The 25,089-nt window shown below is 36.8% G+C and carries 20 protein-coding genes; 3 read left to right on the forward strand and 17 right to left on the reverse strand.

The genetic code is table 11. The features are described from left to right. Positions 1-49: 49 nt before the first annotated feature. The 4 genes from H4J46_RS01145 to H4J46_RS01160 all read right to left on the reverse strand — a co-directional run bounded on the left by H4J46_RS01145 (position 50) and on the right by H4J46_RS01160 (position 6,589). A complete protein-coding gene (locus tag H4J46_RS01145) occupies positions 50-1,270 on the reverse strand; it encodes a hypothetical protein (RefSeq protein ID WP_182231757.1) in 1,221 nt (406 codons plus the stop codon). Next, a complete protein-coding gene (locus tag H4J46_RS01150) occupies positions 1,270-1,905 on the reverse strand; it encodes a condensin complex protein MksE (RefSeq protein WP_182231758.1) in 636 nt (211 codons plus the stop codon). The genes H4J46_RS01145 and H4J46_RS01150 overlap by 1 nt, the downstream gene beginning before the upstream one ends. Then, complete coding sequence (locus tag H4J46_RS01155; RefSeq protein ID WP_182231759.1) at positions 1,902-5,573, reverse strand: ATP-binding protein; 3,672 nt, start codon at positions 5,571-5,573, stop codon at positions 1,902-1,904. Before H4J46_RS01155 ends, H4J46_RS01150 begins: the two co-directional genes overlap by 4 nt. Positions 5,574-6,040: 467 nt before the next feature. After that, positions 6,041-6,589: a nitroreductase family protein gene (locus tag H4J46_RS01160; protein ID WP_182231760.1), complete on the reverse strand. Its 549-nt coding sequence runs from the start codon at positions 6,587-6,589 to the stop codon at positions 6,041-6,043. Positions 6,590-6,926: 337 nt separating this feature from the next. Between H4J46_RS01160 and sppA the strand changes: the two genes are divergently transcribed. Together sppA and ansA are read left to right on the forward strand one after the other, a co-directional pair. Next, a complete protein-coding gene (gene sppA / locus H4J46_RS01165; protein ID WP_182231761.1) occupies positions 6,927-8,789 on the forward strand; it encodes a signal peptide peptidase SppA in 1,863 nt (620 codons plus the stop codon). A gap of 161 nt (positions 8,790-8,950) precedes the next feature. Next, a complete protein-coding gene (ansA, locus tag H4J46_RS01170) occupies positions 8,951-9,955 on the forward strand; it encodes an asparaginase (RefSeq protein ID WP_182231762.1) in 1,005 nt (334 codons plus the stop codon). 314 nt (positions 9,956-10,269) lie between these two features. Here the strand turns inward: ansA and H4J46_RS01175 are convergent, their stop codons facing one another. From H4J46_RS01175 to H4J46_RS01225, 11 genes are all read right to left on the reverse strand, one after another. Next, positions 10,270-13,131: a DUF349 domain-containing protein gene (locus H4J46_RS01175; RefSeq protein ID WP_182231763.1), complete on the reverse strand. Its 2,862-nt coding sequence runs from the start codon at positions 13,129-13,131 to the stop codon at positions 10,270-10,272. Beyond that, entirely contained in the window at positions 13,128-13,412 is a 285-nt protein-coding gene (locus H4J46_RS01180) for a YeaC family protein (RefSeq protein ID WP_182231764.1), read from the reverse strand. The genes H4J46_RS01175 and H4J46_RS01180 overlap by 4 nt, the downstream gene beginning before the upstream one ends. Before the next feature lie 25 nt (positions 13,413-13,437). Then, on the reverse strand, positions 13,438-13,767 hold the full coding sequence (locus H4J46_RS01185) for a zinc ribbon domain-containing protein (RefSeq protein WP_182231765.1): 330 nt from the start codon (positions 13,765-13,767) through the stop codon (positions 13,438-13,440). A 77-nt stretch (positions 13,768-13,844) separates the two neighbouring features. After that, positions 13,845-15,341 carry a sodium:alanine symporter family protein gene (locus H4J46_RS01190; RefSeq protein WP_182231766.1) on the reverse strand — a complete coding sequence of 499 codons (1,497 nt, stop codon included), beginning with the start codon at positions 15,339-15,341 and terminating at the stop codon, positions 13,845-13,847. Between the two features lie 263 nt (positions 15,342-15,604). Beyond that, a complete protein-coding gene (locus H4J46_RS01195; protein WP_182231767.1) occupies positions 15,605-16,732 on the reverse strand; it encodes a carboxypeptidase family protein in 1,128 nt (375 codons plus the stop codon). A 65-nt stretch (positions 16,733-16,797) separates the two neighbouring features. Next, on the reverse strand, positions 16,798-17,205 hold the full coding sequence (locus H4J46_RS01200; protein WP_259365630.1) for a redoxin domain-containing protein: 408 nt from the start codon (positions 17,203-17,205) through the stop codon (positions 16,798-16,800). 381 nt (positions 17,206-17,586) lie between these two features. After that, on the reverse strand, positions 17,587-17,865 hold the full coding sequence (minE, locus tag H4J46_RS01205) for a cell division topological specificity factor MinE (protein WP_182231768.1): 279 nt from the start codon (positions 17,863-17,865) through the stop codon (positions 17,587-17,589). 1 nt (position 17,866) lies between these two features. After that, positions 17,867-18,676, reverse strand: coding sequence for a septum site-determining protein MinD (minD, locus tag H4J46_RS01210; protein WP_182231769.1), 810 nt, complete (start codon positions 18,674-18,676; stop codon positions 17,867-17,869). Between the two features lie 28 nt (positions 18,677-18,704). Next, complete coding sequence (minC, locus tag H4J46_RS01215; protein ID WP_182231770.1) at positions 18,705-19,412, reverse strand: septum site-determining protein MinC; 708 nt, start codon at positions 19,410-19,412, stop codon at positions 18,705-18,707. Positions 19,413-19,559: 147 nt separating this feature from the next. Next, the gene (locus H4J46_RS01220) at positions 19,560-19,841 is read right to left on the reverse strand and encodes a cell division protein ZapA (RefSeq protein ID WP_182231771.1); all 282 of its coding nucleotides are present in this window, start codon (positions 19,839-19,841) and stop codon (positions 19,560-19,562) included. After that, positions 19,841-20,071, reverse strand: coding sequence for a DUF904 domain-containing protein (locus H4J46_RS01225; protein WP_182231772.1), 231 nt, complete (start codon positions 20,069-20,071; stop codon positions 19,841-19,843). The genes H4J46_RS01220 and H4J46_RS01225 overlap by 1 nt, the downstream gene beginning before the upstream one ends. An 815-nt stretch (positions 20,072-20,886) precedes the next feature. On the opposite strand from H4J46_RS01225, the gene H4J46_RS01230 reads away from it, so the two are divergent. Next, positions 20,887-22,989: a S9 family peptidase gene (locus tag H4J46_RS01230; RefSeq protein WP_182231776.1), complete on the forward strand. Its 2,103-nt coding sequence runs from the start codon at positions 20,887-20,889 to the stop codon at positions 22,987-22,989. A 326-nt stretch (positions 22,990-23,315) separates the two neighbouring features. Here H4J46_RS01230 and trxC read toward each other — a convergent pair whose 3' ends face one another. Then, entirely contained in the window at positions 23,316-23,762 is a 447-nt protein-coding gene (gene trxC / locus H4J46_RS01235; RefSeq protein WP_182231773.1) for a thioredoxin TrxC, read from the reverse strand. A 250-nt stretch (positions 23,763-24,012) separates the two neighbouring features. Beyond that, a partial coding sequence (locus tag H4J46_RS01240) for a B12-binding domain-containing radical SAM protein (protein WP_182231774.1) occupies positions 24,013-25,089 on the reverse strand: 1,077 nt, incomplete at its 5' end.

Raw genomic sequence — 25,089 nt, forward strand, 5'->3', positions numbered from 1 at the left:
ATTTTAGTGTTGGTAAATAAGGCGACAAGCATGCTGAAGCCTTATTTTGTTAATGATTGAAGTGTATTGAAATATCTTTAATATCAAAGTTACCGTTAAAAGATTTTGAATAGTTACCCAGGGGTTTAAAGATAAAAAATTTACTTTTTTCCGCGGGTAATCTTAAAATTTCAGTATAGATAGCATCTAAAAATAATTGCGGTTTACATTCAGGTTGTAGTTGTTGATAAATGTTATTCACTAGCACTTTATCGCCTGGTGTTTTGATTAACGCTAACAGTATATCTTCTAGCCACTTTGCGCCTATGGGTGTTTCAACTGCTTTTTCAACATTGTCTTGTGTCATATCAAGAGAAGAATTATTGTCCCTTTCTTTTTTAAAACGTTCACCTTCCTCTAAGTTAAGCGATTGTGCCAGATCGATTAAATCATTGCGGGTTAGTAAACTCGACTCATCAGGATAAACATCGATGTTCATTGCTTTAACTAAGTTGGTGATGTTTGGCGGCATGCTAATGTCTTTAACACTGATAAGATCACTAAAGTCATGATCGGTTTTTGTGTCGAAGTATTGTTTAAATTGCCTAACAAGTTTACCTCTACCTTCCAATTTTCTAAAACCAATCAACAAGGCTTGCATCAGTGTCAGTGCATTAATGAGTTCTTTAATCGCACTTTGTTTACCACCAAATAAGTCGTTATTAATAATGGAACGTAGTCGTAAATCGGTGATAGGCCTTTCCAATAGTTCTGCTTCATCAATAATATTTAACGCTTGTCTAAGGGTTCTTGCTTCTGCAATGGCTTGTTCATTTTCTTTACGCTTTGCCGATATTGAATGCACATAACCAAATTGATTTTCAATACGGTTTCTTAATTGTTGTATGTTGTTGTTTATACCATCGAGTAATTGATAGATAGAGTCAATAACCAGTCTTTTATACATATCGCTGTCACTGTAAGCGCCAAGGGTATTTGAGTGGTTTAGTTGGTTTATATTAAATAAAATACTGCGCCAATAGCCACCCACATCCAGATTAATAGCCAATGTTCTTTCTGTTTTAAGCGCATTTTCTAAAAAATTTTGAAAGGCACTGCTGAGTCTTATACTGCCTGAGGCGGTTTCAAAAGCCAGATTATAATTGTGAAGTTCATCAAAACCTTTCAGGGCTTCTTCAGTCGGCGGAAGTACTCCCTCGGTTATAATGGTGTCAATGGTTGCCGCATGCTTTGCTAACATACGAAACATTTTTCTCATGGCACCCGACATTATATCAAATCATCCTGTGCTGGCTCATCTAAGTCGATGTCATCAAATTTCTCAGCTTGATAAGTCATAATAAATTCCATCAAGTTAATGTAGTAGGCAAGCTTACCCGTACAAAGATAGATATCTATCTTGGGTTCAATTTGCTTTAAAACATCAGTTTTAACTAGGCTATTAATCAATTGTTTGGTTTTATCAAAAACACTGCCTTTTAACTGACCTTTTATCTGGATAATGATCCGGTCTAATGATTTTAACAGTGATTTATCGTTTTCAATTTTACTGACAATTTGAGCCAGGTGAATTTCATCACCGGTATAGAGTGAATGTTCGTCATTACTCACGCGCATCATTAAACTTAGAAACTCAACTACTGGCCTTATTTCTTGCTGAGTTTGCTTAAATACTGCTCTTGACGCTCGCCTTCTATCGGGGGTCATAGACTCATACGACGCATAATAAAATTCGCGGTCGATATCAGATAATGTTTTACCGGTTTGATACAAATAGGTCTGTACACGCTCTCTGTTGATATCTGAACTTAGAAAGTCGTAACTTGTAGCACAGGTTATAGGACAAATGAATTTACCGGCTAAAAGTGACTCTACTGTGTTTGTGAACACTTCATCAAAAATCATGACGGGGTACCTACTGCACTGGTTTGTGCGGCACTGATTGCTTTAAGCAAAGGATCATCGTTAGCGGTGATTTGTTCAAACCTATTTTTCGGTTTATTAATAAAATAGCGTTTGTGATAAACCCCCATGAAGTTATTATCTGCATTAGGAATAGCGGTAAAAATGGTATCTCTTTCTTTATCAAACATCGCAAATAGTGAGTCGACGTTTTCAACTGAGATTTCACCTAATTCATCAACGCCATATAGAATATCAACATTTTGTGTCCCTTTGATCATAGAGCCTAATGAAGTGGTAAACGCCAGCAGAATTAAGTAACTCATGCCATTAGAAGATATGTCTTTTAAATCACTACCTGAACGCGCGATTTTTCTTTCATTATTAACCACAGCTTCAAAAGAAATATCATATAAATTAGAGTGCCTCTCTACCAGTTTGTTATGGGTAAATTTTGTCAAAACTTCTGACATAGCAACGCCATAACTTTCAGGAGGTAAGCTTTGTTGATTATCTTTGCTCCAAGCTTCATAGGTTTTTTTAAATGATTTTAAGGCCGAAAACACTTCGTGAGATTCGAGTAAAGGTGTTAGGTTAATTGATATTTTACCTAAGGCGCTAAAGACAGTTTTTTTCTCTAAGTAGCTATTAACTCTTAAACTAAAAGCATTAATATCAGATTCATAACGTTTGAGCTGATCATAAAAACCAGATAATTCCATACCCCGTAGCGCCGCATTCTCGATAATTAAATCACGTACTTCATTAATCACTAAGGGTAACTCTTTGACAATATAATCTGAAATAAGCCTTAGATTAGGATCTATCTCCAAGGCATTACTTTTCATATCGATGGATTTTTTTATCGCACTATTCAAATGGATATTCATTTGGGAGATAACTTGTTCAGCATATCCTTTAATGCTTTTTAATGCCTTACGATGACTTTTTAATATGTTATCTAATTCACCGCAAATTGTTTCAAATGAATGGGTTTGTGCCGTGTCAAAAGCTTGCTCAAATTCGCCTAATCGATTGGTTAAGCGCAAGGCCATTTCGTGCTGTTGGCTAACCTTTGACAGCTTACCGGTAATCGCGTCACGGTTGATGATAAAAGCGGCTTTACGGGCTTTAATCCTGTCATTAAGTTCAGTAAGTGATTGAGTCAGGTTTGTTACCCCTTGCGAAGCCTTAAACGATTTATCATTAAGGCTGTCAAGTTGGCTATAGCTGTTGCTCATAAAGGCGTTATAACTGCTAATGATACCTGGAGCATTTTTTAATCGGCTAAGTTGTTTTTCTAAAGTGACTATTTCATTATCAAGTTTGATTAGTGATTCGGTATCAATATTTTTATCATTTAATTGATTTTTTTCATCCGCGGCTAAGCGGCTGATCGCTACGGTATATTCTGTAGTGTTTTGGCTTATTTTTTCTTCTGTCTGCTTGATATAACCTTCTAGCTCAACATTTTGCCCCATATGTTGTTCTTGTAAACTTCGAATACGGTCTAAGTGCTGTTGATTAATCTGACTTAGTTTTTCTTTATTTTCTCGACCCAGTTTACTCAGGGCATTGTTAAGCGCTTTAGCTTCAGTCTCTAAAGCTAACTTGGCTTGTTCAATTTCATTTTTTTGTTCAATATGAAGCTGATTGATATTGGCATTGATAGATTCAAGTAATTGCTGCTTTAACGCTGTTTTAGCTTTAATCTTAATGAGGTCTTGTTGCAGTACATTTTGCTCGTTGGCAATGGCTTTAACTTTGTCTGACAGTTTTTCTTTTGTCTCATTTAATTGTAAAATATGCTGGTCAATTTGTTCAATTTCGGCGCTAATAGTGTCACTTGTTTTCGCAAAATCATTATAAACACCAGCCCAATCTAGCGTTAAGCCTTTAAAGTGATTTTTTGAGTGTTCAGCGCTAAAATCAGGATTAAGATGGGTTGACGCTAATACCGCGGGTGCAAGAAACTTACCTATACTTTCAGACCAGTCATCAACATTGTTCACCAAGAACTCATGCAGCGAATGTTTTTTTGGATTGAGTAAGCGCTCTAAGTCATTTTTTGCTGATACCTTAGTTTTTATTTTGTCGGCTGTATCGGCCATTTCGCTCAGTATTTTATCCGTTTGCATCGCACTATTTTGCGCTTGACGCTCAAAATCGATTGCTTGTCTTGAGTCTGCGTTAAGCGCTTCGTTTGCCCGTTGCAATTCCTGTTGTGCTAAATTAAATTGTGTTCTTGCTTCCTTACTGACATCAACACTTTGTAATTTAAAATGACAATGGCTGAGTTTATTTTCATAATCGGCAGAAAGTTGCTGTAATTGATTTTCATTATCTGAAATGGCGATTTTTAGATCATATCCCACTTCGCTCATTACCGTGCTTTGTTTTACTGTAATATTGCTATATTCAGCATTGGCAACACTAAGCTGGCTACTAAGCTGATCTTTTAAGCTATAAAATTGTGCTTGTCGTTTAGATTTAAGTTTGTCAAATTTCGCGGTAATGTTTTGAGCTTCGTCCAGTAAATTTTCTTTTTCAACACTAGCATTGTCAAGTTGTGCTTGATAATGATCAATATTGGCATAGTCACTTTTTAAGCTGCCAACATCTTTTTCTTCCCAAGAAAGTTTTTCAGCTTCAATGGTCTCGATTTGTCTTTTGGCGCCGTCAACGATACGACTATTGTCACTTATTTGATCGGCTAAGCTATTTTTTTCATCTGATGTTTTTAGATTTTCAGTCGAGTTTTCAGTATTTAATGCCGCAAGTTCAAGCGTTAGCGCTTTAAGTGAATAATCGAATTGTTCAGTATAGGCCAACAAGTTATGTTTATATTCAGCCAACATGGCTTCAGAATTTTCTGCCGTATAAAGAGATTTAGATAATTTGGGTAATATGCTACTGGCTAAATCATCGTAAGTCCTAAGCGCGTTATAATCAGTTTTCCAGATAGATAGACTCGCTACGTCCATATTAAACTCAAGTTCATTTTTACCGCCATTGAGCATAATGGACGATAGCAGTTCTTTAATACGTTTGAAGTCCGTATTGCGCTCTAATGCAGCACCAACCACGGTATTGAGCATTGATAAATTTTTGCCCGGTGCGGCAAGCGAAAACCTATGCTTTGCTTCTGTCAGATCCTTATCACTAAATACTGCCGTACCGAGAATAATTTTTTGATAATGTGATGGCGAAGATACCGCTTTAACAGGCACCTGCTTTAAATGGAAATGGCGATAGATGTTTGTACAGGGAATTAAATTTAGTGTCCCATCTGGCGAAGGCTCAGCCGTGTAATCGGCAAGGTCAAATGGCTTATCTACAAATAGGTAGTTTATACTTTCGTTTTTACTAAAACACACGGCTTGCTTAATGCCTGAGTGCGTTTGATATTCAAAAATAATATAGCTGGTCAGTCTAGGTAGGTAATAGTTTACAAAAGACTCTCTGATTTTACCCCGTACTTTAACAACATCACCGGGAGCATCAGCAAAAAATATTCTGACCAGTTTTAAAAAGGTAGTTTTGCCCGCCGCATTGGTGCCACTGAGATTAGTATGGCCACTAACGTCAACCTCAACCCTTCTTCCCTTAAAGTAGCTATCGATTAAAATTATGCGTAATAGTTTGCTACTTGGTGCAACTTTCAAGGTCATTTATCTTCCTATTGACGGTATTATTTATGCTTTAATCTGCTGGTGATTAGTGTAATACGACTGGCTCATTGATACCATGGCAAGAACAGAGAATATTGAGTTTGGGTTTGGTATTTCGCTACGGTTCAAAGCTGTGCTGTAGCGGTAAGTTTTAGCGGCTGTTTTTAGAGCATAAGATACCTGAAAACTATGATCTGAAGATGATAATAAACTGGCTATTTAATGTAATTATCGCGGGAGAGAAAACTAGTGTTACTTATATTATTTGATAAGAGTAACCAAAGATGACGTTAATGGAGGTGTTGTAAGGAGTAAGGTATTCAACCATTAACACCTTATTACTAGAAATAACAACCTTTGAAAACAAACCGCCTTATTGTATTCACATATCAATAAGGCGGTTAATGAAATACTTGACTAAGAGTTTGCTCGACAACCATTAACTGCTGCGAAAACAACGAGCATAATTAGAAATAGCTAACGTAATCGTCGAATTCTCTAGCTTTTTTCACTGGTAATTCTTTCGACTTTTCGCCGATATAGAGAAAACCAACAATTTCCTCATGTAGCTCAATGTTTAAACGCTCTTTGACTAAAGGATGGTAACTCATTTCACCCGTGCGCCACACAGCACCTAAATTTAAGGTGGTTGCTGCCATCTGCATTGCATGCACTGTACACCCTGCCGCTATTAACTGCTCTTGTTTTGGCACTTTAACGTGTTGATGAAACTTAGTACTAATTACAATAATTAAAGGCGCACGAAAAGGCATTTTAGCCGCTTTTTCTACTTTAAGCTCATCGCCACCGTCAGTGATCGCCGCTGATTTGAACGCTTTGCTAAGCTTTGTCAGACCCTCACCTTTTACAATAGTGAACCGCCATGGTGTTAAACCTGCATGGTCGGGGACGCGCATGCCGGCCTTAAGAATATTACTAATGGCGTGCTCATCAGGACTATTTCCGTGTAAATAAGGATTAGACTGACGAGTATGTAAAAATTCCAAAACGTTCATAAAACTGTAGATTCCTGTTGTTTCGTTCTTTAGGGTTTAATGACTAATAGCTTGTTAAATACGGCAACTAAGTTCAGTACATTTAAACGCTATCTCCTTGTTATCTTATACATTAACATTAATTTGTCATTAAAATCATACAAGTTGATAATTTATTCTAATTTATATACGAAATAGCTTATAAATCGGATCAGCGATATTTATAGGAGTACGTTATCAGCCAAAATTGTTTCAATTATCTAAAAACAAAAATATTTATATTTACGACTACTTAAACTGGACAATATTCAGTAGCATATGGCTATCTAATATTAAAGCAAACTATAGACAGCGATTTATGAAAGAAAAAAAAAGTACGATAGCAAGAATAACCTTAGGGCTATTTAGTTTGCTCAATACCTCACGAAAAATCATTATTAATTTAGTGTTTTTTACACTGCTATTGATTTTTATAGTTGCTATTACCCGTGATGAAACAAATATTACCGTTGAACCAGGATCAGCGCTGATATTAAATATACGCGGTGATATTGTTGAGCAAAAGCATGATATTGACCCCATGGACGCTTTTATCAACGAAGCACTTGAACAACCTAATACCGCCTCTGAAGTGTTGTTAACTGATATATTATCTGTCATCAAACAGGCCTCAACTGATGACCGTATTAGTATGATGGTGCTAGATCTAGAAAATATGCAAGGCTCTGGCATTACTAAACTAAGTGATATAGCCAAAGCATTAACAGAATTTAAAAGTCAGGGTAAAAAAATAATCGCTATTGGCGAGCAATACAGCCAAAACCAGTATTACTTGGCCAGTTATGCAGATGATATTTGGCTTAATCCCAAAGGTTGGATGTTATTAGACGGTTATGGACGTTATCAACTTTACTTTAAATCTGCTTTGGAAAAGCTTTCCATTAGCCAGCATATTTTTCGCGTAGGCACTTATAAATCTGCTGTTGAACCTTATATTCGCGACAGTATGTCAGCTGCAGCTAAAGAAGCTAACCAATTGTGGTTAACCGACCTGTGGCAACAATATAAAATGGATGTTGCCCAACAGCGCAATTTTGCAGTCAGTAATTTTGATGAAAATATTGATGTGTTAGTCACTAAGCTAAAAGCAGCTAATGGTAATATTGCCGAGTATGCTTTAGCCAACAATTGGGTTGATGCATTAAAAACACGAGAACAGATGAAGCAAAATTTGATCAAGGTGGTTGGCAGTAACGGCGATAAAGGTTATAAAAACATAGCATTTGATGATTATTTAACGCTGATCAACTCATACACCTCAATGGAAAGTACCAGCACCAATAAGGTTGCCGTTGTCGTAGCCAAAGGCACCATTTTAGCAGGTAACCAAAAACCTGGCACCATTGGTGGCACAAGTACCGCCGCTTTATTACGCCAAGCCCGTGATGATAAAAATGTTAAAGCCGTGGTACTGCGTGTTGACAGCCCAGGTGGTAGCGCATACGCTTCAGAAATTATCCGCCAAGAAGTCGAATTATTAAAAGCGTCTGGCAAACCTGTGGTAGCTTCAATGGGAACTTATGCCGCCTCAGGGGGATATTGGATATCTGCCCCGGCTGATAAAATTTATGCATCACCTACTACTATTACTGGGTCAATTGGTATATTTGGTTTTTTTATGACCTTTGAAAATACCTTAAGTAAATTAGGTATTTATACCGATGGAGTTGGTACCACAGATATTGCTGGTTTTGGTATCACACGTGAGTTAACCCCAAGTATGGCTAATATTATACAATTAAATATCGAACGAGGTTATCGCGACTTTGTTGAATTGGTGGCAAATAATAGAAATATGACAACAGCGCAAGTTGATGCTATTGCTCAAGGCCGTGTATGGTCTGGATCAAAAGCCTTAGAACTAGGTTTAGTTGATGCCTTGGGCAATCTTGATAACGCTATTGAAGCAGCAGCCCAACTAGCAAATTTAGACGATTACGATAGGCTTTTAATTGAAAAAGAAAAAAGCCCTCGTACACTGTTCTTACAAAGCTTGCTTGGGCAAGCGTCAATATTTTTTGGCCAGCCATCAGATAACCATTACAGTGAAAATAAGCTCACTAGTCTTATTCGCACACTGTCACTTGAACTTAAGCAACTAGCACAATTAAATGATCCTCAAGGTATTTATTCCTTTTGCCTTGCCTGTGAAGTTGAATAATTATTTAACTTAATCAAGCTATATAAGCCTCGAATTGTCGGGGCTTTTTTTATCGCTAGCTAGCCGTTTTACATTGCGTGCTTTGTGTTACAATCTCGAGCAATTTCATCACTTTGTTGGCACTATTTATTGATGCCAATTTCTATATTAAGACTTAAGCTATGAGAAAACGCATATATATCGCTTATACTGGTGGTACCATAGGTATGAAGCCTAGCGAAAATGGTTACATTCCACAGAAGCAGCATTTAACCGACGCGATAATGAAAGCGCCTGATTTTCATCGTGAAGAAATGCCAGAATTTACCATTAATGAATATGACCCATTGATTGACTCATCAAATATGTCACCTTCAGATTGGCAACATATTGCTGATGATATCAAAAAAAATTATGATAAATACGACGGTTTTGTCGTGTTGCATGGCACAGACACCATGGCTTACACAAGTTCTGCGCTTTCATTTATGTTGGAGAATTTAGGTAAACCTGTCATTGTTACGGGCTCGCAAATACCCTTTAGCCAATTACGTTCAGACGGCCAAGAAAACCTACTAAATTCATTATATATTGCCGCTAACTTTCCTATTAGCGAAGTAGGCTTATATTTTAATAATAAGCTTTTTCGAGGTAATCGCAGTATAAAAGCTTATGCCGATGGCTTTAATGCCTTTGATTCGCCAAACTTACCCGCTTTGCTAGAAGCGGGGATTAACATTAAGTTAATCGAAGGGAAAATTTCAACGCCAGTATCTCAACCTTTAACATTAGCGCAAATTACGCCTCAACCTATTGGTGTTGTACATTTATATCCGGGTATATCAGTAGAATTGATTAAAAACATCATTAAACAGCCAGTCAAAGCGTTAATAATTCGTAGTTATGGTGTCGGTAATGCGCCACAAAACCAGGCGATGTTAGATTGTTTAAAGCAAGCCAATGATAATGGAATTGTTATTGTTAATTGTAGTCAGTGTATTAAAGGCACAGTAAATATGAAAGGCTATGCAACCGGTAATGCGTTGAGTGAAATAGGCGTTATTAGTGGTCATGATATGACTTTAGAAGCGACATTAACTAAGTTGCATTACTTGTTGAGTAAAAATTACAGCCAAGAAAAAGTTTGCCAATTACTGGAAGTGAATTTACGCGGAGAATTAAGTTAATCACTGGTAGCGATTAGCTATAAAAATCGGCTCTGTTGTAGGTAATTATTGTCAGGGCAATAGCACGCGAAAAAGCAACATTACGCTGTAAATTCTTTTTCGCCCACTTTAATCCAACAACTTAAATACAATTAAACTGTTATTAACAAAAATGCCAAACGCCATATTCTTACCCGTAAAAGTAATTTTGGCTAACATACTCAATTTATCTCTAACCCTTTAAGCAGAAAAATTTATAACTTAACAACAGTATTGTGTGGAAAAAAATCAGCAATTGATTGCTGATTTTTTATAGTCCAATTATAAAAACTATCTTATTGAAAAATAGGTTTTATTCTTTCTAGTAACCCAAGGTCTTGTTGAGAAAATTTTCCTAACATTAACCACTGAGAAAACTTAGCAGGTAAATCAATCGCCGTGCCTGACGACATTTGCGCTTGCATTAAACTGACTTGCACTGTCATGCGCTGTTGTTGTAAATTACTTGGTGAAGGATTACCTGATAAAATTTCAAGCTCTAACGTCGCATCTTCTCTATTAAAATGTGTAGTGTTATTCTCTAATTCTTTTAACTTTTTCTGCCAAGAAGCTGTTAACTGTAAATATTCTTTTTGCTCAGTAAAACTTTCTGCATTACTGATACTTTCTTCAAGGGTCAAAAATAAATAACCCCATTGGCGCTTTTCATCAGCAAGTTTGCAATCAACAATTCTCTGGGCGATGGTTTTTTCTTTAGCGCTAATTTGTTTTTCGAGGTTCAACATTTTAGGCTTTTGTTGCGCAACATCTTTATTTAACACATGCAACGCTTGCTCAAACATCTGCAGATCGTTTAATTGTGTTACTTGCGAATATTTTTCTTCAAGCGTTTTTAGAGCACTTTCTAATTCTGCGACCCTAGCTGACGTGGCTGATTTTTCTAATACATTTTTTTGTGCACGTTTAGCAAAAATATCATCATTAATTTTTCTGAAATTTTGCCAAAGTGTATTTTCTACTTTTGGTCCGGCATAACCCGTGATGCGCCATTGTGTTTGCAAGGCTTTAACTTGCGTAACTGCGGTAACAACATCTTCTGTCGCCAGTAATTTTTCAGCCTCAGTAATAAGTTGCTGCTTTAAGGCTTTATTTTCTTGGTGAAAAACTTTAATTGCAGATTTTATTGGCTGTAACGTGAGATTAAATTGGTTATTAATATCTTGATACACAGCTCGATCAACCTGGCCGGCACTTTGCCACTGTTTTATCAGTTGGTTTAATTCTACTTCTAAGGTTTTATAATCAACAGTCAGACTCTCATCGTTAGTTTTTTTACCACGGCTTAGTTGCTCGTGAAGTAATTTTGCCTGTTCAACAAATGATTCGCGAGTGATCAAGTGCTGCGCTCTTAAATTTTCTTGTTCGGCAAAAAATAAGCGACAAGGTGTGAACGCTGTTTCGCATAGTTGATTAAATTCATTATTTAAAGTTTTTTCTGCGTCATCATCGGCATGACCTAAACTATTCCAAATCTTACGATATTGCTTAACCTTCTCTGCCTGTTCGCTGGGATTATCGAGTGGCGTTTCAACAATCGCTTTAATGTCCGCTAATAGTTTTTGCTTGCGTGGTGTGGCAATGTAGCGTTCCCAATCAGCTAACTCGGCAATTTTTTCACTGAGTGAATCATAATCTTTTTGAATACGGTATTGTTGCTGTTCAGCTAAAGCATTAAATAATTGTTTAGCTTTTTTGAAAACACCAAACGCTGCATTGTACTTTCCAGCAGAGATTAATCTTCTAACATCGTGGAGTTTTTTCTGTGTTATAGAAAATTCTTGTTTTTTTGCTTCTTGCAAAGGTTTTAATGCTTGGCGCCAGTTTTGCTGAATTTTATTGGCCGCAGTTTTAATTGAATCAGGTAAAGCACCAGAGGTGTTTTTCTCAGCACTTTTCCAATCGCTCAACCATGTTTGATAAACCGGCAGTCGTTCATCCATTTCTTCAGCCGTTGTTGGTAGGGCTAACTGTGATATTTTTGAAATTAAATGTGTAGCCTCACTGACCGATTTTGCAATTTCTGGTAATTGCTGTAACTTTTTTTGTTGTTGACAGATTTTAGCAATAAATTCGTTCTGTTCATTTTTAGCTAATACTGAAACAATAATTTCGCTGGTTAATTTATCAAATAGCGTTTGATATTGCTGCTCTTCAATTTTATCATTTTCAAAAATACTGGTGGTTAACGTTTGGTTAATAACCGCTAGGGTTTTATCAAAGTGAATACGCGCTTGCTGTTTTTGTTCATTAAGCTGACGAATAATTTCAGCTTGCACATGTTGCTCAGCTTTGGCGATAAACAATTTATCGAGTTGCGCTAAAATGGCTAATTTTTTATCTTTAAACGTTGTTATTTCAGCGGCGTCAAAACAACTAAACTCAGTAGCTAATACCTGCCATTCATGACTTAACAGCTCACGTTTATTAAGATAGTCTTGGTACTCGTATTGATCTTTGAGTGCTTGGAGCTTAGCTAAGACTAAATTTACTTTTTTGCGTAATGCTATCGGTTGTTCAATGGCAAACTGCATTTGAGCAATTTTTTCAGTCAACTGCTGTGTGATCTCAGCCTGCTGTGATTTTTTCTTTAGCTTTTCTAAAGTATCTAAGTCAGCTACTTTTTCAATGATATATTGTTGAACCTGTACATTTTGCTTTTGAGTGAAGAGGTTAAGTAATAACTGAGGTTTTAATGCTAACTTATTGCTTTGCTCGTTCACTTGATTTTTATTGGCAATTTTTTCAAATAATACAATAATCAAATCAGCATCTTCGGTAGTTTTCAACCAGTTTTCATACAAACTATAATGCTTGTGCTCAGCAATATAACTGAGTTTTTCTTGCTGAGAAACTCTAATAGCATCTTGATCCATTAAAATAGCCGCTACTTTGTCACTAGCATATTGCTTTACTTTTGCCATGGTATTTTCTTGGCTCTGATTTAACCAAGATTGAAAGCTAGCAAGCTTTATCAAGCCGGCTCGTCGAACATTTTCGTTGTCGTCGTTTTTGATCAGCGCTATGATAATGTCTCGTTGCGCTGGATCATCAGCTGACAAACTACTGTTAATCGCTTCAACACGCACTACACTGTTTTTATGTTGCCATTTCTTTTTTAAAAATTTAGAGAAAATCATAGATTTGAAAACCTAGCAATATCATTGCTATCTAACGCTGGCGGGAAGTCTGCACGCAGTTCATGTTTTGTTTTAATGATCATCTCACCTTTAGGGCCAATAGACAGTGTTTGATCTGAGTTTAGATGCTTGGATTGATAAGCCATAGTAATTTGTACTGCGCTTGATTGCTGCTCTTTATCAACCTGAGTCCCTTCTGGCCATTTACCGGTTTCAGCGGCACACTTTAAACGCAAATACATTTCTTCTGACATATTGTCGACTAATTGAATTATATCCATGAATTTCTCTTTTAGGTAATGTTGATTATGATCGGTTGCGCTTTATTAATATAAGTCTGACTCGGGTGATAAGATATAGAATAAAGCCTAGAATTGCACTGGCGATAGACACAACATATTGCCAAGTACCCGGTTGAGCATTTTGCGAATAAAGAAATAAGAAACCACCACAAAATAACAACATGGCGATAAAAGAATGATTCATCAATTGTTGCGATTTTGCCACGACACTTACACGCTTTAAACTCGCTATTTTATCTGCGTCCAACACGGTTAAATCTAACTGACAATGCTCGCACGTCTTTGCTTTATCGGAAATTTTCTTCTTACAATTTGGGCAGTTTATAACAGCCATATTTACACCTCTTTTTCGATACTTTATTTTACCTAAAAAAAACGCCCTTGCGGGCGTTTTTTTACACTAAATAGCATTTATTTTTTATTTTCTTCTTCTAAACGCTTTTCCCAGAAGTCAGCATTTTTAATTTCCAGACTTTTTGGATCAAAAGTGTAAGTTTTAACACCGGCTTTTTGCTGTCGCTCATAATCTTTTAAGGCTTTAATCGCCGGTTTAGCCATAAAGAAAATGGCAATAATACCGACAATATTTAACCAAGCCATTAAACCAACACCAATGTCGCCTAAACCCCAAGCAGCACTTGGTTGTGCTACTGTACCGTAAAATACAGCTGACATAAGTACCAATTTAAGTACAAACCTAAGTATTGGCATTTTGATGGTTTTATTAATGTAAGAAACGTTATTTTCTGCAATAAAGTAATAAGCTAGCACAGTCGTAAAGGCAAAGAAAAATAAAGCTATTGCAATAAACGGCTTACCAAATCCAGTTAATACACTGTCCACGGCAATCTGTGTAAAAGCAGGACCATTAATAACCACATCATTGGCTAAATTGTTAACAATAAAGCTTGTTGACCCTTCAGGCATAACATTATACGAATTAGTGATTAAAATCATAAATGCCGTTGCAGAACAAACAAATAGTGTATCAATATAAACAGAGAACGCTTGAACTAAGCCTTGTTGCGCGGGATGATCAACTTCAGCAGCCGCCGCAGCATGAGGGCCAGTACCTTGACCCGCTTCATTGGAATAAACTCCACGTTTTACGCCCCAACCGATCGCCGCACCAAAGCCCGCCATAGGAGTGAATGCATCAGTGATAATCAACATAAAAATACCTGGTAGTTGATCAATATGTAAACCAATAATTGAACAGGCAATTATAATGTACGCTAACGCCATAAAAGGGACGACAACTTGGGTAAAGTTGGCTATGCGTTTAACGCCACCAAAAATAATAAAACCGAGTAATAAAACAATAAATACCGCACTATAAACTTTCGTCAAAGGTAATTCACCCATGAAAGAGTTAACTGTGCCGCCACTACCAAAAACATTGACCATAGCATCGCCAATACCATTGGATTGCACAACTGGTAAAAGTACACCACAAGCTAGAATTGTTGCTAAAGCAAAGATCCACGCATACCATTTTTGACCTAACGCTTTTTCTATATAATATGCTGGACCACCACGGTATTGGCCATCTTCTTCTTCTTTGTATATTTGTGCATTGGTTGATTCAATATAAGCAGTCGCCGCACCTAAAAATGCTACCACCCACATCCAAAATACAGCACCAGGGCCACCAAAACCGATAGCCGCAGCAACACCGGCAATATTACCCGTACCGACACGACCAGATAATGAAACAGCGAGTGCTTGAAATGAGGAGATGCCTTTTTCTGAGCTTTTACCTGAAAGTAATAAACGGAACATTTCACGGAAATGACGTATTTGTACAAAACGCGTTAAAATAGAGAAGAAAACACCCGTGCCCAAACAAAGATAAATTAAATATGGGCTCCAAATATAGCCATTAATGTTATTAACAATTTCTTGCATCCTAGACTCCTAATAATTATTATTTTTTTAAAGTTATTTTGCGTTGTAATATATACCCGAACCACTTGCCTTTAGCCAGCTAAACTAGAGAACCAAGATTACCCCATGTATTTACTTAGTTTTTGTTTAGTACACAAAACCTAAGTAATACCGGATAAAGGAATTACCCTTATCCTCACATGACGCTTTAATCGGTTGACCTAGTTTACCGCTGAAATACACTTTAACGTGGAACAGTTATCGACCTATGTTATGCCTAACAACTAACGTAAGTCATCTACCACGTGGTAAATGGCAGTTAAAAAGTCTCGACCAAATAAACTACTGCGCTCATCTGACCAACCGACACTGTAGTCGGGTAATAAATTGTTGTCTTTAAATGGCATTTCAACTGTGTAGGCTAAGCATTTAAATTGTTCGCCCACCCAATTAGCCGCAACCGTTAAGTTAGCTTGGCCAGGCTCGTCTTTATCGTAACCTTTGTCATCTTGAAACTCTGGTGTTATAGCTAAAAGTACATTTTTGAATTTGTCTTCAAGGCCTTTAATGCGCTCGTTGTATGAAGGAACACCTTCACTACCGGCAACAAAATTAAAAGGTAAAGCTTCATCACCATGAATATCTAGATGCATGTCTACGCCTGTCGCAAGCATTTTTTCACGCACAAGATACACCTCAGGGCTATTTTCCATCGTAGGTGTTTGCCATTCACGGTTTAAGTTAACCCCTTTAGCATTAGTACGCAGATGGCCACGAGCTGAGCCATCAGGATTCATGTTAGGTACTAAATAAAAGACTGCACTGTTTAATAATGACCGCGCAACCCCATCATCTTCATCTAATAAGCGATCAATAAAGCCTTCCATAAACCATTCGGCCATAGATTCACCCGGATGCTGACGTGCAGTTATCCAAATAACTTTTTTACCTACACCCTCTTCACCTACTTTCAATACCGACATATCACGGCCATCGAGTGTTTGCCCCAATACCTGTAACTGACAATCAATATCTAATTGTGCACTGTGAATTAAATCTTGATGACGTTCATAACTGTAAGGTGCAAAGTAGGCAAAATAAGTCGCATCATATTCTGGAGTGAAAGTAATAGTAAGATTTTCACCATCAAATTCTGTTGGTACACGAAACCAATGTTGGCGGTCATAAGATGCAACTGCTTGATAATCTTTCCAACCGTCGACATAAGCCGACTTGCCTGCATTAGTTAAATGCATGACATGTTCAGCGTGTTCAGTATTATGAAGTTTGAAGTGAAACCATTGGTAGAATGCTGATTGATTATCTTTTTTAATAGCTAGTTGAATATTACTTGGGTCTTTTGCTGAGATAACATCGATATTACCTGAGTCAAAGTTTGCGGAAATTTGCATAAGGCCTTTTGCTCATGATTGTTTTGATGGCCTTAGTGTACACAAACCCGTAAAAGATCAGAAGCCTAAAGACTCCTTAAATACAGACCAATTTCAGAAGAATAGCCTAGAGAACGACCAATAATGGCATTTTCTTCATTTAACACATAATAACTTGGATAACCCTGCACTTGAAAATCAGCTTTTACTGACTCATTACCCAAAGCAACCGGGAAGGTTAATTGATGATTATTAGTAAATTTTTTAACTTCATCAACATCAACAAAATCTAACGCGACAGCGATCACATTTATTTCAGGATTCTTTTGATAAACACTTTGCAAATTATCAATACTAAAATTACATACCTGGCACCAAGGTGCAAAAAAGTAAACAATAGTCTTTTTACCCTTAGCTTCAAGCATTATATCATTATGTATTAGCGTTTTTAGTTGATGTTTGACCGGTACAACATCGGCGCTAGTAGATAACATACTCGTTTCTCGCCACATCGAGATAGCATTAAAAATAAATAAAAAAACCAGTACCTGTATTAATAAACTACGCAACAAAAGAGTAACTTCCAAAAACTCACATCATAATAGTTAAGACCGGTTTAGTTATTTTTTTATTCATCTTAATCATTAAAATATGACTGACTACACGTAATACTTAATATTTTCATATCAAAAAACAGATTTACCGCCTGATTAGCAACTGTTTAATAACTTTTATCAAACAGAACGCTACGTTATGATTACCGCAGTGCATGGCGTTTATAGTTTTTATAGTTATTTATCTGCTGCTTTTAAACTACTGCCTATTAATACGCTGATAATCATTTACTAAGTCGTGGCGCCAAAAAAAAATAACCGTTAGTCTCTGCTCTTTTCATCATGTAATTCAATGTTGAGTTCTAAGACGTTTAAATTACCCTCTTTTTTATCAAGATTTATTGAAAAACTTTCATCTGATACTTTAATATATTTACGCAAAACGTTAAGAATATCCTCAGTGAGTTGCGGTAAGTAATCAGGCTGTTTATTTCGACAAGTCCGTTCGTGCGCAACAATAATCTGCAAGCGTTCTTTGGCTTTAAAAGCTGTTGTTACCTGTTTTTCTTTTTTCTGTAAAAAGTAATCTAATAGGGCCATGTTATCCTCCAAACATACGGGTAAAAATGCCTTTTTTCTCGGCAACTAAAAATCTAAATTCAACTGTCTCACCTAATAATCGTTCTATAACATCCTGATAAGCTTTACCTGCATCACTTTCAATATCTAAAATTACTGGCTCACCGGAATTCGATGCTTTAAGTACAGCTTGTGATTCTGGAATAACGCCTAATAAGGGTATTGAAAGAATATCTACGACGTCTTCAACACTGAGCATTTCACCTTCTTCCACTCGTTTAGGAGAGTAGCGTGTCAATAATAAATGCTCTTTTATTGGTTCTAAACCAAGTTCTGCTCTGCGTGAGCGACTCGCTAACATACCCAAAATACGGTCAGAATCACGTACCGATGAAACTTCAGGGTTGGTCGTCACTATAGCTTCATCCGCATAATAAAGCGCCATCATCGCGCCCGCTTCAATGCCTGCAGGCGAATCACAGATAATATAATCAAAAGTTTTTGCCAGTTCTTCCAATATTTTACCAACGTTTTCTTTAGTTAATGCATCTTTGTCGCGCGTCTGTGAAGCCGGTAATATAGATAAGCTGCTAACGCGTTTATCTTTAATAAGTGCCTGATTTAGAGTCGCTTCACCGTTAATAACATTAACAAAATCATAAACAACGCGACGTTCGCAGCCCATAATTAAGTCAAGATTTCGTAAACCAATATCAAAGTCAATTAAAACAACTTTATGACCTTTTAATGCTAAACCAATACCAATGGCAGCACTTGATGTTGTTTTACCCACACCACCTTTGCCTGATGTAACTACTATTATGCGTGCCATAGAACTAATATCCTTTATAAGTTAGAAATTAAATAAGTTTTGATGACGTTAATTCGCTGTCAGTCAAGTGTATAAATGCGGGTGAGCCCCAATGTTGCTGCATTGACTCACTGAGCCAATAATTACCATTAATGGAGACCAACTCAGCTTCAAGATTCTGGCAATATATTTGCGCTTTATGATGACCTTTTGCGCCAGCAATTGCTCGACCACGTAACGAACCATAGACATGAATATTACCATCAGCAATCACTTCAGCACCGGCTGAAACTGAGCCAATAACCACTAAATTTTGATCTTTAGCATAAAGTTGCTGGCCAGAGCGAACTTGGCCTCGGTGGACTTTGTCAGTATATAGGCGACATTCAGCACTAGTGGCTATCTCTGTCACACTTTCTTGTGCAATCGCCGTTTTTGTTGCGGTACTAACTTTTGTCGTATTAACAAAAGAAAAACCAAGTTCACGAATGAGTTTGCGTTGCTCTGTCGCTACATCACCAGTAAAACCAACGAAAGTAAAATTGAATTCTTCGACTAATGTTTTTAGCGCTTGATATTCAATACCACCCACAAGTTTTTCGATACTGACTACAACAGGCACTAGGTAAAAAAAATCGGGGGCTTGGGCAACTTTCTTTATTAAATCAGCACGAATATCCGCTAATGCTGACGTTCTTAAATGTAAAACAGAAAGGGTAAAGCTTGACCCTTTAAATTCGATGCTTGCAGCAGCCATAATGAAGGTGTTCCTAAATAAAAACTCAATGTATCTAGATGCAATTTACCTGATAAGTGCAACTAAACATAATGCAATGTGACATAAAATAGTTAGTATTACTGTTATCTTACCAATAGATAGCAGTAATGCTAGAAAATTAGAGTACTATAACGCACTTTTCAGTTTTAAAATCAAAGCCTCTTGATCGTGTTGAGACAGCTTAATTTTATTATTTGCCATGAGGAGTGAATAACTTAAATTAACTGATGCCACCAATAAAGCACGCTCACTGCTTGCTGTACTTTTTTGTTTCTTAATGTCATCACACATAGCAGCAAGATTACTCGCTGCTTGCTTTAAATCATCTACTTGTTCAGCTGGACAAAAAAATTGGTGTTGCTTGCCCATAATTTCAATGCTGATACCTTTGGAGTCTTCAACCAACATTAACTAAGCTCTTCTACACTTTGTAATTTACTTAATAGGCTGGTTAATACACTATTTGTTTGCTTTTGTTTTTCTTCACCTTCAAGCGCTTCTAGTTGTAACATTTCATTTTCATCGACTAGCACTGATTTTTGTAGTTCTAATTCTGCCACTTGGCTTTTTAATAGGTTATTCTTTGCAATGATCTGTTCAATCAGTTGTTCGAGTTGAGGAAGAGTATTTTCTAACATAAGGCGCTCTGGTTAACTGTAGTAAATAAAGGCGACAAACTTAATCTAAAGTGAGACAAAATGCTACTTTTTAGCGTAAGTATTAGCTTAATTTATGTAACAATTATCAACCGTAAAGTTAAACAGGTCATTATGACTAAAAAACATACAGTTAGGCGTAAAATCAAGCAGTAATACTTACCACTGTTCCAACTTATTATTCTGTATGATATTAACTACCACAATCAATGGTAAAATTAGTTTAGGATGCGGGCTTTTTCTTATGCCCTGGTGGGTGTTAAAGTTTTCTATTTAATTTAGCGGTAGAACAAATATTTAACTCTTTTGGAAAAACACTAAGCATTCTTTAAACTGAATTTTATATAAAAATCACTAACCTTATGATTAACAGCTTTGCTATAATTGACAGTAAGATGGTGACTTTAAAGCTGCTTATAAATTTAAAACGACATCAAACCTTATTCAAACAGTTAAGGCGCTTATCTTAATAAAATTTTTCATGAGAACCTTTAGTAAAAAAATTATTAAACAATCAACTAAATCTTATCTATAAAAGCTCAATATACTTGTCCATTAAGTTTTTTCTTGAGTTAAATATATTTGATTTATTAACTGTACTACTTTTTCATCCAAAGAAATGGCTAAATACCAGAAATAAAATCTAGTCCGTTGTTACGCTACGTTGAGTTTTTATCTCTGGCATTTACCTTTCACCATTAGAAAAAATCTCATAATTAATCAAATTTTCAAGCAAACTGTATACAGTATCTTTTAAATAGGAGCACTTAGTGCCAACATCTTCACTTATATCAGCTATGTCAAACAATAAAGTTGCCGCGCCAATAGCTAAAAAAATACCACATAAAATGGCCATTCACCATCATCAGCGGGTGGATAATTATTATTGGATGCGTGATGACGATCGGATTGACGAAGAGGTATTGGCACACCTCAAGGATGAAAATGATTATGCTGATACTATGTTAGCCGAGCAAAAGCCTTTACAAGAATTACTTTTTCAAGAGCTTAAAGCCCGAGTGGTAAAAGACGATAATACTGTGCCAGCAAAAGACGGTAAGTATTGGTATCATAGCGAAATTAGTGGCGAACAAGAGTTTTCAAATTTTTATCGAGCGACCAGCTTTGCTGGTGAAAACAAAACCCTGTTATTAGATGTTAATGAACGCGCCAAAGACCATGAGTTTTATGATTTAGGCGATGTCTCAATAAGTCCTAACGATCAATTAATGTCAATCTCTGAAGACACTGATAGCCGCCGTATTTACACCATCATCTTTAAAGATTTAAACCAAGCTATCGACTTAGCCGATATTTATTTAACAGATATTCTCGTCGAAACTGAAGGCGAAGTGGTTTGGGCTAACGACAATCAAACCGTATTCTATGTCAAAAAAGATCTCGAAACCTTGTTAGGTACGCAAGTTTATCGTCACAAATTAGGCACTGCGCAATCTGATGATGTGCTGGTTTATGAAGAAAAAGATCACAGCTTTTACATGAGCTTGGATAAGAGCAGAGATGACAGTCAAATTTATATTTGTTTACACGCCACTGAATCAACACATTGTTTAGCGCTAAGTGCTGAGGAGCCTGATGGCAAGTTTGTTGCGCTGTTTCCATATCAAGAGCAACACGAATACCACGCTGATAAAATGGCTGAACACTTTTACATTGTCACTAACTATCAAGCGAAAAACTTTAGATTAATGAAAGTAGAAGTTGATCGGGTTAATGATATCAATAACTGGCAAGAAGTTATTCCGCATAGAAGCAATGTGCTGTTAGAAGGTATTGAATTATTTCATCACTTCATTGTGGTTACCGAACGAGAAAATGGCCAAATTCGTTTTATAGTTCACACCACACAGGGTGAAAATGCAGGTCATCAATATCCCCTCTCGTTTGATGACCCGTGCTATTTTTCTTGCTTAGGTGATAACCCTGAGCCAGAAAGTACTACGGCAAGACTCTATTATTCAAGTTTAACAACACCCGGATCTTTATATGATTTTGACTTAGCCACTGGTGAGCGAAAGCTGATTAAACAGCAAAAAGTATTAGGTGACTTTAACAAAGAAGATTACCAATCAGAGCGCTTATTTATTAGCGCACGTGATGGCACACAAGTACCCGTATCGCTTGTATATCGTAGCAGTAGCTTTAAAAAAGATGGCACTAACCCGCTGCTGCAATATGGTTATGGTGCGTATGGTATTACTATAGATCCTAATTTTTCTAGTCAAACCTTAAGCTTACTTGACCGAGGTTTTGTTTACGTTATCGCCCATGTTCGTGGCTCAGAGATGTTAGGAAGAGCATGGTACGAAAACGGTAAAATGGCACATAAACAAAATACCTTTAATGACTTTATTGATGTTACTCAAGCACTGGTAGCACAAGGTTATGGCGCTAAAGATAAAATATTTGCCTCAGGCGGCAGCGCTGGTGGCTTATTAATGGGCGCTATAGCAAACCAAGCACCTGAGTTGTATTTAGGCATTGGCGCCCATGTACCCTTTTTAGACGTGTTAACGACTATGCTAGATGAAACCATACCGCTAACCACCAATGAATATGACGAATGGGGTAATCCAAACGAAGCAAAAGCTTACCAGGATATTTTAGCTTATTCGCCTATTGACAATATCAGCGCGCAGCACTACCCCAATATACTGGTGACCACCGGCTTGCACGACTCACAAGTACAGTACTTTGAACCCATGAAGTGGGTAGCAAAACTGCGAGAGTTTAAAACAGATGATAACCTACTGCTCTTTAAAACAGATATGGACGCGGGCCATGGCGGTGCATCAGGACGCTTTAAACGCCTAAAAGAAAGCGCCTTGGAGATGAGCTTTTTTATCTCATTACTACCAGAAAGTAGTAATGATATTTAAGGAGAATAAAGTTAACTAAGTGAAGTTACCTGATTAGAAATATCAGAGTAGAGTTAACAAAGTAAGTCATTGATATTGTTATTCATAAGTTTTATTTTTGTCACTTTTGAATAACAATACCCCTGCACAATACATGATCACATCTAGCACAAAACAGACGTTTTTATCAAGGGAGTTCGTCCCAACTACTACTTGCTTACCACCTGAAATACATCAGTAGAAAAAGGCAATATAAGAAGTAATTTGTCATTACTTTCCTTAACATTTTACCTTAGCAGTTGACCTTAATAAGGTTATTTAAATTTTTAGTGCTAAATGCCAGGTATTCAAACAACAGGTAAGTTTTGAGCAAGCCATTGGGTAAGTTGTGCTTTCGGTAAAGCCCCTGACATACGCGCGATTTCTTTACCGTGATGAAATATCATTAAAGTAGGAATTGAACGAATACTATAACCGCCCGCGGTATTTTGATTATGTTCTGTGTCTAACTTCACAAAACAAGCCTGGGTAGACATCTCGCCTGCCACTTGTTCAAAAGTGGGTGCAAATTGTTTACACGGCCCGCACCATGATGCCCAAAAATCAACCACTACCGGCAAATCATTGTCGGTAACATAACGGCTAAAGTTTTTATCACTACCTGTAATAGGGCTCGTTGAAAGCACTGATTTTCCACACTTGCCACAAACAGGTTTATTATTGAGCTTGTCTTTAGCTAAGCGATTTTTTGTACTGCAATGTGCGCAAACTATTTGAATAGGTGAATTAGACATAGTAAACCTCAGTAAAAGTGTTTTAACATTCGTTTAAAAATAGCAAATAAAGTCCTGAAATGGGCTTTTGCCGGTTTTAATTTAAGTAGGTCGATTTTATTAATAACTTTATAGTATAAAAATCAGCGTGTTTTTAATAAATTATGTTCTGCTACACATTATTGACATTGCCGGTAAGTAAAAAGGCAGGTCTTTCATTTGTGCTCTCAAATTAACCCATGATTGAAAGAACAGAATAAACCTCTCGCTTTTAACTCATATGCCTTTGTTGTCGCTGCAGTGATTTATTTTTCACTATGGTTGCTGCTTGTGGAACCGCATAAAGGCTCAAGCTGCTAAACAAGCTTTTCAAATTAGCTGCCTCGTAATCCTGCTCTATTTTTTCGATAACTGTTTCATGTTTTTCAGGATACAAAGCTTCAACCGCTTGTGAAATTAGCTCAAATAGCTTTTTCAGGTTAATTTTATGAATTTGCCCAGTTTTATTAAAAATCCACTCGGTAATCGCCATAAAATCATCAAACGGTTCATTCGACAACATATGGGGTAAGGCGTATTTAAAACGCCCTGAATTACCTATCATGTCCCAATAGCGAGCAAAGCGGTTAATACGTTGCATGGTAGTAAAACTTACCCGGTCGGTACTTAAGATATTAAAAGGTGGCAAGGGATTAAAACGCAAATCAAATGCTTCGGTATGTCGAATGATCGGGCTACCTTTCAAACGTTTCAATATACCCATTTGAATTTCATGCGGACGACAATGATAAAGTTGGTTGAAACTGTCTTTAAAGGTCTCAAAAGTTTCACCGGGTAAACCAAAAATAAGATCAGCATGAATATGCGCGTGGGTATTATCTTTTAACCAGATTAAATTGTCTTTCGACTTAGCATTGTTTTGCTTACGGCTAATATTTTTTTGCACTTGTGTATTAAAGGTTTGTATACCAATTTCAAATTGCAAACTGCCTTCTGGAAATTGCGCTAACACCTCTTTTAACTTTCTAGGCAGATGATCAGGCACTACTTCAAAATGCAGATAAAGATCGTTAGTCATTCGGTCTAGGAAAAACTGCATAATTTGCATTGTGGTATTAATATTTAAATTAAAGGTTCTATCGATAAACTTAAAGTTACGTGCACCACGATTATATAAAATTTCCATTTGCTCAAGAAATATTACTATCTCAAATGGCACAGAGGTTTTATCTAAAGACGATAAACAAAATTCACACTTAAACGGACAACCACGCGAGGCTTCAACATATAGCAGACGATGGGTTAAATCTTCATCGGTATAATACTGATAAGGTGATGCTAGCTCATT

Origin of the sequence: Colwellia sp. MB02u-6, from assembly GCF_014077095.1 — a bacterium.
Taxonomy (GTDB): Bacteria; Pseudomonadota; Gammaproteobacteria; order Enterobacterales; family Alteromonadaceae; genus Cognaticolwellia.